This is a genomic window from Paraglaciecola polaris LMG 21857 (genome assembly GCF_000315055.1).
GTDB lineage: Bacteria > Pseudomonadota > Gammaproteobacteria > Enterobacterales > Alteromonadaceae > Paraglaciecola > Paraglaciecola polaris.
The window spans coordinates 42,426-57,022 of record NZ_BAER01000107.1 but is presented as its reverse complement, the minus strand read 5'-3'; the positions used below and the strand labels follow the sequence as shown (position 1 = coordinate 57,022).

Annotated in this window: 11 protein-coding genes; 10 read left to right on the top strand and 1 reads right to left on the bottom strand. The window is 40.5% G+C overall.

The features are described 5' to 3' along the window. Position 1: 1 nt before the first annotated feature. From GPLA_RS23530 to GPLA_RS16755, 7 genes are read left to right on the top strand one after another with little or no spacing between them, the layout of a single operon-like run. On the top strand, positions 2 to 844 hold the full coding sequence (locus GPLA_RS23530; RefSeq protein WP_007106150.1) for a hypothetical protein: 843 nt from the start codon (positions 2 to 4) through the stop codon (positions 842 to 844). Beyond that, positions 816 to 2,093 (top strand): DegT/DnrJ/EryC1/StrS family aminotransferase, encoded by a 1,278-nt coding sequence (locus GPLA_RS16780; RefSeq protein WP_040515163.1) that lies wholly within the window; start codon positions 816 to 818, stop codon positions 2,091 to 2,093. The genes GPLA_RS23530 and GPLA_RS16780 overlap by 29 nt, the downstream gene beginning before the upstream one ends. 25 nt (positions 2,094 to 2,118) lie before the next feature. Further along, entirely contained in the window at positions 2,119 to 2,817 is a 699-nt protein-coding gene (locus GPLA_RS16775; protein WP_007106148.1) for a class I SAM-dependent methyltransferase, read from the top strand. 6 nt (positions 2,818 to 2,823) lie between these two features. Then, entirely contained in the window at positions 2,824 to 3,639 is an 816-nt protein-coding gene (locus GPLA_RS16770) for a sulfotransferase family protein (protein WP_007106147.1), read from the top strand. 9 nt (positions 3,640 to 3,648) lie between these two features. Next, positions 3,649 to 4,860: an aminotransferase class I/II-fold pyridoxal phosphate-dependent enzyme gene (locus GPLA_RS16765; protein ID WP_007106146.1), complete on the top strand. Its 1,212-nt coding sequence runs from the start codon at positions 3,649 to 3,651 to the stop codon at positions 4,858 to 4,860. Next, entirely contained in the window at positions 4,853 to 6,025 is a 1,173-nt protein-coding gene (locus GPLA_RS16760) for a DegT/DnrJ/EryC1/StrS family aminotransferase (protein WP_007106145.1), read from the top strand. The genes GPLA_RS16765 and GPLA_RS16760 overlap by 8 nt, the downstream gene beginning before the upstream one ends. Beyond that, positions 6,022 to 6,747 (top strand): WbqC family protein, encoded by a 726-nt coding sequence (locus GPLA_RS16755; protein WP_226993139.1) that lies wholly within the window; start codon positions 6,022 to 6,024, stop codon positions 6,745 to 6,747. Before GPLA_RS16760 ends, GPLA_RS16755 begins: the two co-directional genes overlap by 4 nt. 209 nt (positions 6,748 to 6,956) lie before the next feature. Here GPLA_RS16755 and GPLA_RS16750 read toward each other — a convergent pair whose 3' ends face one another. Further along, entirely contained in the window at positions 6,957 to 10,472 is a 3,516-nt protein-coding gene (locus GPLA_RS16750; RefSeq protein ID WP_007106143.1) for a 6-hydroxymethylpterin diphosphokinase MptE-like protein, read from the bottom strand. A 291-nt stretch (positions 10,473 to 10,763) separates the two neighbouring features. On the opposite strand from GPLA_RS16750, the gene GPLA_RS16745 reads away from it, so the two are divergent. The 3 genes from GPLA_RS16745 (at position 10,764) to GPLA_RS16735 (ending at position 14,597) form a co-directional block, all read left to right on the top strand. Further along, a complete protein-coding gene (locus tag GPLA_RS16745) occupies positions 10,764 to 11,567 on the top strand; it encodes a flagellin N-terminal helical domain-containing protein (RefSeq protein ID WP_007106142.1) in 804 nt (267 codons plus the stop codon). Between the two features lie 251 nt (positions 11,568 to 11,818). Further along, entirely contained in the window at positions 11,819 to 13,255 is a 1,437-nt protein-coding gene (locus tag GPLA_RS16740; RefSeq protein WP_007106140.1) for a sigma-54 dependent transcriptional regulator, read from the top strand. A 145-nt stretch (positions 13,256 to 13,400) separates the two neighbouring features. Further along, positions 13,401 to 14,597, top strand: a complete 1,197-nt coding sequence (locus GPLA_RS16735; RefSeq protein ID WP_007106139.1) for a sensor histidine kinase — start codon at positions 13,401 to 13,403, stop codon at positions 14,595 to 14,597.

Below are 14,597 nucleotides of genomic sequence, written 5' to 3'. Positions count from 1 at the left end.
AATGTATTTTGAGCCTAAACTAGAGCGTTCCAATCCAGGGTATGACTGGGTGATAAACGAAATACCCAAGTTAAAGCCTTTTTACTTCTTAAAGTTAAATCATGGTTTTTGGGAAAGGCTAGTTCAAATAAAAAACTTAGGTTATGAGTTAACGGCTATTGACTCTTTGGATTCTAATGAAATAACTGAAATTGAGAGAAAAATAAATGTAGAAGGTATCGGCTTTTTTTCTGAAGGATTTTTGGGTGAACTCTTAAATTTATTCAAAACCTATCAATCTCATTCACACTCATTAATCTTCGTGAGCTCATTACAACCGTGGCCACTTTCAGATAGAGTGGAAGGGACTCCTTTACAATCATCTTCCCAATGTCTGAAACTGATATCTGAATATGTACCTGCTAACCTGATTGAAGAAAGTAGTCGTAAAGGCTTTAGTGGTTACGAGTTTAAGAAAGCAATAATCGATAACGATCTCCTTCTATTCTTTGAAGTCATAAATTCAAGAAAAGTGATTGTGTTATGCAATCAACGTAATCGTGAAATATTTGACCATTTAGCGATTAAAAATATTACCTTTCTTCTTGCTGATGAACGTCAAGCAAGGTTGAAAAGACATGAGCTATTTGATGAGCTTATTGAAGAAGTCGCGCAAAGTGGCGGTGAGCCTCCTATCGTTGTTTCAATGGTAGGTGGGGCACTAGCGACTTGGTTAGGTTTTAAGTTAAATGAGCATCAGACAAACTGCCAATACATCGATGTGGGCGCTGCATTTTATGCTTTTGTGGAAGGTGATGCGGGTAAGCGGGGGGTGGATGAAAGCCTACGCATCGCAATTATCTAATGCTATAAATAGTATGAACTTGCCACCCGAGATTACGCGACTTTATTCACCAGATGTAGGCGGACTATCAAACCAAATTATAGCTTTGGCCAATACAAATGGCGTTAATGAACCGCACAAGCCCCCTATTTATGACAAAGACGTAAAAAGTCGTGCTGAGCAAGTCGGTTTTATAGAAAATAAAAACTACAATTTTAATCGGCTTGCAGACTATCTCGATATGTCAGTGAAGACTAATCATCATGTGAATGGTGGGCCAGTAGTGAATCTACTAGAAAAAGCGCTTCACTTGGCACTGGTGTTACCAGCTAGCAAGCATGTTGTAGCAGTGAATAGCGGAACCTCAGCACTTTATTTAGCTGCGGAGGTTAATCAGGTTGTTTCTGGCAAATCACATTTTAATTGGCTAACCTCTGAGTTTAGCTTTGCCCCTTTGGGAAGAGGCACGCTAGGCAGTCCTGTCGTTGTGCCCTCCGATAGTGAGGGGAGATTAGATTTGAACGCATTAGCTAACATTCCTGCAGATACATACGATGGCGTCATCTACACGAACGTTTTTGCTCAGCATTCAAACTGGACTGATTTGTTTTCCTGGTGCCAGGCAAATGGAAAAGCCATGATAGTTGATAACGCATCAGGGTTGTTTGACCGTCCTGCCGTTAATCTTCAATCGAACTCTCCTATCGAAATTATATCATGCGACCACACCATGCCTTGGGGTATTGGAGAGGGAGGTATACTGATTTGCAACGAGGAAGAAGCATATATAGCGCGAAAAGTCGCTAATGCTGGTACTGGTTTTAATGAAAAAGAATCTACGCTGGCACATTTAGGAGCAAATTATAGATTAAGTGATTTGGCGGCTAGTGCAATTCTTTGTCGGTTAGAAACGCTCGAAAGTTGGTCTTTTTACTATAAGTCACAAGAGCGGAGAGTGAGGTCCTTAATCATTGATTCTGAGTTACCGCTAACACCATTAATAGGGCAAACGCAACCTCGTTCGGCAAGAGCCTTTACACCGTTTATTAGCAAGTTTTCAGTTGCTACAGTCGATAGTAGTGATATGAATCTTTGTCGAAAATACTGCAATCCAACAATAGCAGAGCAACAAAGATGTTATAGCAGTTCTACGGCCAAGAAGTTATATGATCATCTAGTTTGTATTTCAAATAATCCATTTAATCGCAATATTAGCAATGAAGATTATTCAAAGTTGTTAAAGTCTTCACTTGTTTTTCGAAAAGATTGAATGTTACTAATTGGGTTAAGCCACAATGAATAAACCAGAATACGCCACTTTCAGTTACGATGAACATGCAAGAAAGTGCGATGCAACTGATTTCTCTAAACAAGTGTTGAGAACTGTAAATGGAAAGCCGGTTAAAAAGGAACAAATTGAGGTCATAATCAAACTCATTTCCACGTCTTTAGCTATTAACCACTCTGATACACTATTGGATATTGCCTGTGGTAATGGCCATTTAGCTCATTTTCTATTCGAAGAATGTTTGTCTTACAAAGGGATTGATGTTTCAGAATATTTAATCGAGGTCGCGCTTAGTAATTTTCAATCTAGTGATGCGATATCTTTTGAAGCAAATTCCGCAGGTAGTTATGTGAAAAAGGAACCCAGCCCAGAACGTTTTACCAAAGTAAATTGCTTTGGTTCACTTCAATATCTGACTAATGAAGAAGTTTCAGTTGTATTGAATCATGTATTTAGGCGTTTTATTAACGTTGAAAGAATATTTCTCGGCAATATTCCAGATAAAAATACCTACGCTTCCTTCTATAAAGGTAGAGAGCCAACAGAAGCAGAATTGAATGACAACAACACTGCCATAGGAAAGTGGCGGACTAAATCAGAACTAGGTCGTTTAGCAAGCGAAGCTGGTTGGCAGGTAGAATTTACCACCATGCCCGCGAATTTCTATGCTAAACATTACCGTTTTAACGCAATTCTAACCAGGTAGTCGCGAATGGAACATGTTGTTTGGATTTCTGGCATGCCAAGGTCGGGTACCACTTGGTTATCGCAAATTTTCGCTTCATCACCTGATGTTAGACTCAAATTTTGCCCTTTGTTTTCTTACGAATTCAAAAATGCACTCACGGAGCAAAGTACAGCCCAGGAGTGGCGCGAATTTTTCTCTGCTGTTTACATGAAAAAATCGGAATATCTTGATCAACACTACCTTCGGCGAGACGGCCTTGTGCCTGAATTTAAAGACAAGAACCAATGCCCTTCTCACTTGGTCATTAAGTCCACAAGATTTCATCATTTAACCGACAAAATATTAGCGCTCAATCCAGATTTACGGTTTATCCATATTGTCCGAGACCCAAGAGCCAGTATCTATTCTTGGATAAGTAACCCTTATGAGTTTCCATCTGATGCTGATGTCAATGTTGAATGGGAAACAGGCCGTTGCAGAAAGCAAGGGGTCGGTGAGTTTTGGGGCTTCGAGGATTGGTACAGTACAACAAAACAGGCATTAGTCATGCAAGCTAAATTTAAAGGACGCTTTTTAGTTGTCAAATATGAAGATTTAACGTTCTCGCCATTAACTACGGCTGAACGGCTGTTTAGCTTTAGTGGACTTGAAGTAACAGAGCAAACCAGAGATTTTATCCGACGGTCTCAGTCCGGTTCAGCACATAATAGTAACAAGAGGTCTGTATATAAAGATCCACAGCAAATTGAAAGTTGGCGAACGGCATTAGATAGCAACATAGCCAATACGATTGCAGCGCAAGTTGAAAATAGTGAACTTTCACAATTTCTTGATGATTAAGGGGGGCGCATGAATAAAAAAACTAGCGAAGAATTAGCAGTATTTGGTGGTAGATCGATTTTTGAAGAATATAAATCAACATCAAACTTACTTAAACCCGATGTTGAGAAGTTTTTGAACTACTCAAAAGCCTTCTATGCACAGAAGCATTACACCAATAATGGGCCTAATGTACGTTTACTAGAGGCGCGTTTGGCAAGTTTCCACAATGCCAAGCATTGTGTCTCATTTTCAAGTGGCTTTTGGGCGTTAGCGCTAGTGATAAAGGTGCTTGCTAAACCAGGTAAAACCGAAATTATTTTGCCATCGCTAACCTACAGGCGAATGACTGATATTATTGCTTGGCTTGGCTTAACGCCACACTTTTGTGAGGTTGATAAAAATACGCTTGCTATGTGCCCTTCCTCTGTAAAATCCTGTGTGAACGAAAATACGGCGGTTATATTGGGGGTGCACCCAATTGTTAATTGCTGCGACGTAGAATCTTTAGAATCAATAGCGAGTGAATGTGAGATACCATTGGTCTTTGATTCGGTAGAATCGGTATATGAAAATATTGAAGCAGGTAAAATAGGAACTTTTGGTGAAGCCGAGTGCTTTTCGCTACATGCTTGCAAACTATTTAATGGATTTGGCGGAGGCTATTTAACAACAAATAATATTGAGCTAGCAAAACAATTGAGCTCAATGAGAACGTTTGGTTTTGTTGGCCCGGACAACATTGAATATAGCCACGGTTTAAATGCAAAGCTCAACGAGATGCATGCCTGCATGGCGCTGGCTAGCCTAGATGATATTGACACACAAGTCGCTGATAACAAAGCGAGGTATTATCAATATCGCAAGGGATTGGCAAAATTCAGAGGCTTCTCCTTGCTAGAGTTTGATGAGGTTTTCGATTCAGGTTTCAAAAATATTGTTGCACGAATCAGTGATGAGTGGCCTTTCACACGTGATGAGACTGTCCTTATATTAAATGCCGAACGCGTTTTGGCTAGAGCGCATTACGACCCTCCACTACATACTAAACTCAACGACAGTGAATATATTGCTTGCGACCTTTCGCTAACAGAATCTCTTGCAACACAATTTATAAATTTACCCTGTGGCCAGAAAGTAAGTTGTGATGACATTGACCAAATTATCGATTTACTTAGTTTTATTGAAAAACATGCCGATCAGATTAAACAATTAATGCCTAGGATAACCGAACGTGACTAAAGTTGAGGAAATCGTAAGCCATTTGCCCATGCAGCCATTTAATGATCCTATTCCTGTAGGGCAATTGTACTTCCCGGACTGGCGCGATTATGAACAGTCGATGAGGGGAATCTTTGAGCGTGAGTATTATAATAATAATGGCCCGCTTGTTACTGCATTAGAAGGCCAACTTAAAAATTTCCTCAACGTAAAACACGCTATCTGCGTCAGCAATGCAACACACGGCTTGATGATTGCAGCTCAAGCCATGGAACTAACAGGCAAAGTGATTTTACCTGCCCATACTTTTGTTGCCAGTGCACAGTCTCTGTTGTGGTGTGGCCTTACACCCGTTTTTTGCGATGTAAAAAAAGACGGTCATCACATTGATACCACTAAATTAGAGGCTCTCATTACTGAAGACGTGTCGGCGATAATGGCTGTGAACTTATGGGGCGGAGCCGCTGATCTTGATGCATTAGAAAAAATAGCATCCAAGCACGGCATGAAACTCTATTTCGACTCTGCACAAGCATTTGGTTGCGAGTATCAAGGCAATAAAGTGGGCGGATTTGGAGACGTAGAAGTATTTTCTCTGCACGCAACGAAAGTTTTGAGTGCCGGTGAAGGAGGGTTAATTTGCACCAACAATGATGAACTCGCCGACAAAATCCGGTCTATACGACCCAGTTATGGAACTTTCGAGAAAGTAGCAATAAACAAAGTGGCTAACTCAAGAATGTCAGAAGCCCAAGCTGCCGTGGCATTGTTAAATCTTAAAAACTATAAAGATTATCAACGTAATAATGAAAACATTTACAACCTCTATTCCGAACGGTTGTCTTGCATTCCAGGTATATCGATTGTTAACCCTGAAGGCGTGACTCTCTCAAATTTTCAAAGTTTAGTCTGTAGTGTAGATGAAGAAAAATTCGGATGTTCACGAGATGACTTACTGAACATTTTAAAACACTTCAGCGTGTTGGCTCGACGTTATTTTTACCCTGGGGTGCATAAAACGGTAGATTTCGTGCAATACGGTTACGAACTCCCCAATACTGATCATTTAAGCTGCGCCACGTTACAGCTGCCTATCGGAGCCCAAACAGGGAAAGATGTCGTCATGTCTATTTGCGATATTATTGAACAAACACACTTGAAATCTCAACACGTCGATTTGTTATGAAACTTGGAATAATGCAGCCCTATTTTTTTCCTTATTTAGGCCACTTTGCATTAATTGATGCTGTCGATAAATGGATTGTGTTTGATGTTTCTCAGTACACCCCTAAAAGTTGGATGAACCGAAACCGAATTTTGCATCCGAATACTGGGTTTAATTATGTGACATTGCCACTTGAAAAGTCATCTATCAAACTACGCACTTGCGATGTGCATGTAAGAGATATTGATAACGTTAAGGCTACTATTTTGGGAAAAATTTCTCATTATAAGAAACAAGCCCCTTTTTATTGGCAGGTCGTCAATATTATCAAGCGCACTTTTGAGAATGCTAAATCTAACAAACTGGTAGATATAAACGTCTCAGCACTTGACCAAACGTGTCAATACTTAGGGCTGACTTTCGATTGGGATATTTGTTCTGAACTCGGATTATCCTTTCCTCAAAATATGGGCCCAGGGGATTGGGCGCCGTTTATCTCTGAGCAGCTAAATGCGAGTGTTTATATTAATCCAAGTAATGGGATGAAGTTATTTAATACAGCGGATTTCGAGCAGAAAAACATCGTATTACAAGCGTTATCTTTTTCACCTTTTGAATACGAGACAGACTCAACGAGCTTTGTGGAAGACCTCTCCATTCTCGATGTTATGATGTGGAGCAGCGCATCAACCATAAGACAGAAGATTAAAGAACTTTCTTCAATAGCGCGTATCTCTAACTAGTTTAATTAATCAGTGCAACGGCGACAGGGTATTTCGGTAGACTAAAGGGTACACTTAAATGAACATCTCAGATTTACTATTGCACCGAACTTAAACAAGTTAGGGTAAGGAGTTTACGAACTAAAGCTTGAATGTATAGGGCTAGTTACAGTTAAAATTCTGACTATGCCAGTGTACTAAAGTAGCTACACTGCTATTGCAAAGATCAATTAGGTATCACGTGTAAGGCTGGTGTGGAGGCTGCGTAATCTTGATAATTCCTCATTATTTAAGCGTCTGAGTACAAGGTCCTCTGATCTGAGGTTTCGCACTAATATCTTCCCCCTCGAGCCACCAGTACCCTTGATATTTATCGACTTTTGATTTGGTTCACACAATAGAATGTAAGTTGTAAATTCAATTATGGAGGTATTCTTGGCTAGTTCGATTGGCAATTGCGAATTTATGTCTTTACTATCTAATAGGGTATGTTTAGGGAATATTAGTTGGCAACTGTGCTCATCTATTATCGCTCGTAAAGCAATGTATGCCATATAATATTCGGTATTTAAGGTTTTGCTCCTGCCGAAGAAGAATGGCATTATTATGCTTTCATCCTTAACAGTTTTCGAGAGCTCGTTTATTGATGATAATTCTTTTATTAATATGGTTCCGCGACTAGCTATCTTTGGTGATTCTATATTGAGGCTATTTTCGTCTTTGAAATAGCGAATTTGATAGTCAGGCTTTGCTTCGGAGATATCAGAAAGAAGCGTCAAGAACGGGAACCGTTTTTTTATCAAGAGCTCTACGCTTTTGTGAAATGTAGAGGAGTCTGTTTTAATAGATAAAGTGCGATTTTTAAGGGTGCTTTTCCACAGCAATTCATCTCTAGCAACAGAGTTAAAGTGAGACGAATCAAAATTGTCATTATCACCACTTAAGATTGCTTGTTTAATAAAGCGGATAGTTTCTGACCACTTTTCTTTAGTTTGAGAACAGAAATCATGAGCACCATGGATGTCGACGCTATTTGTTAGTAACTTAGTTAAAACCGCATTCGCATAATTTACTGTCCCATACATATAGTAAAATAGCAGAGAGCGGCCCGTCTGGTACGAATCAAACAGCAACTTTTTTTGAGCATTAATCAGCTTATTTATATCGTCAGGTGTTGATAGGTGTCCCTCAACCAACTCTTGAAGTTGCTGCACTTGTTCAAGCAGTAATTCATGTGAGAATTGCTTTTCATATTTTTCAATGAAATTGCTGTTAAATTCGGTTGAATAAGCAGCACTTTTCATTTGCTGTAATGCGTTTATTTTATCGTCCTTGGTGGCCACAATAAAAAGATTGTCGAGATGTAGTGGTGTTGTCCCTCTTATTCTAGCGCCGTCGCTACAATTATAAAACGTTTGTTCTTTAGGTTTAGTTTGTGTGACTTTTTCGATAAGCCCACAAGATAACTTAAATTCGTGTTTAGTGTTGACTCTGGGGCGAAAGTTGCCTGGTACTATTAGCGAAGTATTATTGCCTTTTGCATAATCAAATGTTTCCTTGCCGTCATCTTGATAATAACCAGAAGACTTAGAGTGGTGGTGATTCACATCGGCAAAACCTAAATCGACCCCCATTAAATAAATGTGATTGAAACCTAAAACACTAAATAAGTTAGTAACAAAGTTACTCACTGTCGGGTAAGAATACTGTAGTAATTCAAAGTGTTGTTTACCTAACACCTTTAAGGTTGAAACGGTTGACGATTCCCCCTCTTTAAATGCTATGAGTACATCTTTATATAGTTCGCATGTATCTGGGTGAATTCCGTTAGTCGAAATAAGGGTTATTTTTTTCAAAAACGCCAAATCACCAATGAGTACCGCCCAGTCATAAGTACAGCGGTTCTTTTCCACTTCAGCATGAAAGTCGGGTGTAATCCCGTTACGGTGGAGGGCTTGCAACGCTGTGCCGCAACTGATGACAATTGCTTGGTTTCGGTATTCTTTAATCGCCTCTATTGACATGTCTAACGAGGGGCCGTTACCTACGATAAAAACCGGTACTTCTTTATCGGCATAACTCAGTTTACTGGACGGCTTTTTGATTAATACTGGAATATTTCTTCGAAAGCCTTCTTTCGTGTGCTCTATCGCATAATAGGTGTAATCAAAGTTTTCACTGATAGCGATTACTATTTGCAACTGGTCTCTTAGCTCAGCTATGGCCGGGTTTAGGAATGCATTGTGATAACCTTGGTAAATGTAAGTGCTATTTAAAATATAGGAGCCAATTACATGAAACTGCTCAATAAGGCCTTTAAAAAAATCGGTACCATCACCACCAACGTTTAAATAAATTGTAGCGTCAGTAGCTTGGGCTTTTTCAAAAATAGCCTGCCAGTCTATGGCAAACAGCGACGCATAGAAAAAATCTGGATTGGGTTCACAGATAAAGAGTTTTTCAACGCTATGCTCGTTTAGCAGTTTTTCAAGTTGGTAACCCACCCCTAAACCAAGCATGATAATGGATGAAATGGTCTCTGGTAGTTCACTTAAGTCTTCTCGTGCCTCAGCTTCTTTCAGAAGCTTTTGCGTATCATTAACAAACTGATAATGAATGTAATGCGCTAACTTAGTCTGGTTATAGCCTAGTTTTAGGCCGTCTATATTTGGTTGTTCATTAAAGTTATCGAAGTTTTGTATACAATCTTGTTTGGGGGAGGCCCCGTACCAAGTAGATAAGTCTTTCGTTTTGAGGATGTTTACTTCATTAGCCGCGCTCTTTATCGGTAGCCAAGTTTTGGGTTGATAATCTTTATATTCTAAGTAAATATCAGGAAAATGTTGTTTTAATGCTTCAAGGTTTTTCTTAAATTGACTACATTCGTTTGAAACTGGTGTCTGTTCAGTTAAATCAATTTTAGGAGTCCAGGTAGGTATGTAGTCTAGATGACTGTTAATGGGCGTAATGGTAAAGCCATTGTTGCATATCTCTATCCAGTCGCGCTCAGTGATATCTCGATAAACGGCATCAAAAACCTGCTGATTATAATGTTTATAAATATGAAAACTTGATAATGAGATATTTTCTTTAAGCTCATTGATGTCATTTACTAGATCTCTTCCGTCTTTTAGCAACTGTAGAAAAAGTGTAGTGTCTTGTTTCTTAGCTAATGCGAAAATGTCTTGCCATGAAGTAGATAAAACTGAACATTGGAAATATTGAATTTCTGGCTCGTAAATAATGAGGTTTTTTATTTTACGGTGCTCTAATAATTGCTTGATATGTAAACCAAGGCCGCAACCTAATACCACGAGACATTCTACCTCTTCAGGTAAGGGAGATTGAGCTTGCTCAATTTTGAAGCTTTTTAGTTCTCTAAAGTCAAAAGTGCCCTTTGTTTCTTCGTCATGCTCAGCTCTCCTGACATTCTGGGTCAGGTCAACACAAGGACTGTGTTGCAGAGCCTGTTTGACCTGTAGGCTTATCTCTTCACTTGGATGAAGGCCATATAATGTTCTGCCAATGCCGTAATTGACCAGATTGGTTTCGCCGTATCTATTTTTAAACAAGGAGTAAGTAGTGAGTTTAGAACCACTTATATAAGGAATAAGTGATGGAATATTTCGTTGAAAAGCGTTGACGTTACTTTTCATCATATCTATTACTTGTTTTGCAAGCATCTCATCAAATAAGGCTTGTTTTTCTTTGTCTTTTTCCAAATGTAGGCGAATATTTTTTAGCATGGCTTACTTAATTATTTAACGGTTTCAGTGTTTACAATGTGGACATCACATGTACATGTCTAGCAAAAAACAGGCCCGTTTAATTGACGGTTAATTGACATAAAGTTTACCTAAGCATCTGGATAAAAGACAGAGGCAACTATTTCTAGGACGGAAAGGCTCGCTGGTATTCTATATTTGTGTGAAGTATAGAATCATATACCATAGGCCTGCTTACTTTTTGACCCGTATTTTGCTACGCTCTGGAAAGGTTTTGAAGAGCTGATCGCTAAGGTTCTGAGGGGAATAAATATGATTAATTTAAATACCGAGTCTAATTCATCTTCGTTACAGCAAGTGCAACAGAAGCAAGAATCGATTTTTGAGAAGTTAGCCTCAGGTAAGAAAGTAAACAGTGCTGCAGATGGTGCGGCTGCTCAACAAATTATCGATCGTTTAACATCTCAAGTGGAAGGTAATCGCCAATCGGTCACTAACGCTTATGATGGTGTTTCACTAGCCCAAGTGGCGGAAAGTGGCTTGTCTGGTATTAATAATGATGTGAGTCGTATTCGCGAGCTTTCGGTTCAAGCTGGTAATGGCATCTTAAGTGATTCTGATCGTCAAGCTATTCAAGCTGAGGTCACACAACTTCAAGACAATATTTCGCAAACCATTGAGCAGACAGAATTTGGCGGTAAGTCTTTGTTAAACAGTGACAGTAGCATCGAGTTTCAGGTCGGTGCAAATGCAGGCCAGAAAATTGGAGTTGAAACAAAAGATGTCGCTGCTAGCTTAAGCGACGTCTTGAATATCGACTTAACTACTGCTCAAGGTGCAGAAGACGCGCTTGCTGTTGCTGATGAAGCGGCTGAATTTGTTGATTCTGTTAGAGCGGATTTAGGCGCTACGCAAAATCAGTTTGAAAGCGCGGCACGCAATCTCACGCAAAGTAATGTGAATGTGGCTGCCGCGCGCAGCCGTATTCAAGATACGGATTATGCTCAGGCAACGGCAGAAAGCGCGTCCGCCAGTATATTAGGCCAGGCTAGCATTTCGGTTCAGGCACAAGCAAATCAGCAGCAAGGGCAAGTACTTAGCCTTTTAAATGGTTAATAACTAGGCTTAATATACAGAAAGGTCCCCCAGGCTTTTTTTATGCGGTTTTTTTGTACGTTTAGACGCAGAATTATATTAGTCATTAGTGGCATGCTATGTTTTTAACTTGTTGTTATTCATGGGTTTTAAATTTAATTGTGCGCTATGGCAAATTTAGCCCTCATTCCTCTATTGCTATCCACCAGTGAATGGTTAAAATTAAAACCAGAAGTAAAACAGTTAATTAACAAGATAATATTGAGGGATGCATGAGTAATATTCTGATTATCAGTGGGCGACCCACGCTCGGGCATAATCTGAACACTATTTTGACCTTTTTAGGTGAAAGTAGTACTGCTATCGCTTTTGAGCAGGCTGTTAGCACCCTCAAATCTCATTCCGTATTCGATGCTGTTTTGATTGATGCATTAGATCTCGAACTCGCTGGGGAAGTGTGTGATAAATTTCCCCAACAACCGTTTATCTTGGTCGATAGTAAAGATCCGGGTTTTAAGTCAGGTGCTAATCGTGTCGGCGCGGTAGATGAAGCCGTTACGTATCCTCTGCTTACCCAAATGCTGCACCGCTGCCAAGAGCATCGTCGCATGCAGCCTAATCGCAATACCACCCCACAAAATAAAACCAAATTGTTTCGCAGTTTGGTCGGCAAAAGCAAACAAATTCAAAATGTTCGCCACCTTATTGAACAAGTAGCCCCGACCGATGCTAACGTGCTTATTTTAGGTGAGTCCGGCACAGGTAAAGAGGTGATTGCGCGTAATGTACATTACTTATCAAAACGTGGTACTCACCCATTTATTCCAGTAAATTGTGGTGCCATACCCGGTGAGTTACTTGAAAGTGAACTATTTGGCCATGAAAAAGGTGCTTTTACCGGCGCTATCAGTTCTCGCAAAGGGCGTTTTGAGCTCGCTGAAGGCGGTACGCTATTTCTTGATGAAATAGGGGATATGCCGCTGCAAATGCAAGTTAAGTTATTACGTGTTTTGCAAGAGCGCACTTACGAACGCGTGGGCGGTATGAAGCCTATTCGTTGTGATGTCCGTGTGGTAGCTGCGACGCACCGAAATTTGGAAGAAATGATTGTGCAAGGGCAGTTTCGCGAAGACTTGTATTATCGTCTCAATGTGTTTCCCATCGATAGCCCTGCGCTACGTGAGCGTCACGAAGACATTCCATTGTTATTACAAGAACTTGTTTCTAGAATGGAACGGGAAAATGCACAAATCAAGTTCACAGAAAATGCCATGAAATCACTGATGGAGCATAGCTGGGCAGGGAATGTTAGGGAGTTATCAAATCTGGTTGAGCGCTTAATGATCCTATATCCCAATCAGTTAATCGATGTAGGTGACTTACCCCATAAATATCGTCATGTAGATGCAGACGATTATGAACCTGATTACCCAGATGAAGTGTTAGAGCGAGAAGCACTCAACGCGTTGTTTTCAGCCGATGTGCAGAATGAAGATGACGACTATGGTTATGACGACAGTACCAATGGAACCGAGTTGCCACCTGAGGGCATTAACCTCAAAGAATATATTTCGGAAATGGAAGTTAGTTTGATTTCCCAAGCACTGGAGCAACAAGATTGGGTTGTCGCACGCTCCGCTGAAGTACTCGGTATGCGCCGCACCACACTCGTGGAAAAGATGCGTAAGTACGACATAAGTAAAGCTTAATTCTTTCCTCGGTATTTTTCATTCGACAAAAAAATGACACGTAATTCTTCCTAACTACCTGATTAACCTAACTTAATTTATTGGCACAAGATGTGCTTGTCCTATTGCTGTATTCAATCTGTCTAAGTATTGACGTGAGGAACATATGGCATTAAGTAATTTACATACCCTAGCGGCTAATCAGATGCCTTCCCAAAGCGGGGCGGTTATATCGTTTTCCAATTCTGTTGATTCTGCGAAAGTTTCTGCGCCCACCACGGTGCAAGATGCACAAGAAATTCAAGATTTACGTCAACAGGCTACGCGCCTTGAGCACCTATTGCAGGTCATGCCTGCGGGCGTGGTGGTTATCGACGGTAAAGGCTATGTAAAGCAGGCTAATCATTTGGCAACCTCGTTATTGGGTGAACCACTTGAAGGGCAGGTCTGGCGCAACATTATTAAACGCTCGTTTCGACCTCAAGCTGATGATGGCCATGAAGTCTCATTATTTGACGGACGCAAAGTTAAGTTGTCCATTACTCCTCTGGTTAACGAACCCGGTCAGCTTATTGTGTTAACTGATTTAACAGAAACTCGTCAGCTTCAACAGCGTATCGGACATCTACAGAAATTATCATCGCTAGGTAAGATGGTCGCGTCTTTGGCTCATCAAATTCGTACACCCTTGTCAGCGGCCATGCTATATGCCGCAAACTTATCCAGTAACAATCTGCCAAGAGAATCACGTCAACGATTTAGCGATAAATTATTATCTCGTTTGCGCGACCTTGAAGGGCAAGTGAATGACATGTTGTTGTTCGCTAAAAGCGGCAATGAGCAAGTGCTTACTGATATATCACTTGAAGACATGATGTTAGAAGTGAAGGCTGGTAGTGAAGCTATGCTCAATAAGAGCAATGGGATACTAGATATTATTTTACCTGAGCCAAATATTCATTTTATCGGCAATAAAACAGCCCTCAGTGGTGCAATTCAAAACCTGATCCATAACGCGTTGATCGCCAAGCCCCAAGATGCACGGATCGTATTTAGCGCAGAACGCGATCCAGCAAAAACAGATTGCATGCGTTTAACGGTGACGGATAACGGCCCCGGGATCCCTGAGGACAAATTACTACATATTTTCGAACCCTTTTTCACCACACGTAGCCAAGGTACCGGTTTAGGTTTAGCCGTAGTAAAAACGGTTGTGCAATCCCATCAAGGGGAAGTGCGTGTCGCCAATTTAGTGTCTGGTGGTGCATGTTTTAGCATAGTGCTGCCCATTTTAACTCGAACCGCTGACGAGTATTCATCTGCCGGTGCTGCGAGCATTAACGTCCAACGGGCGAGGAGTTAA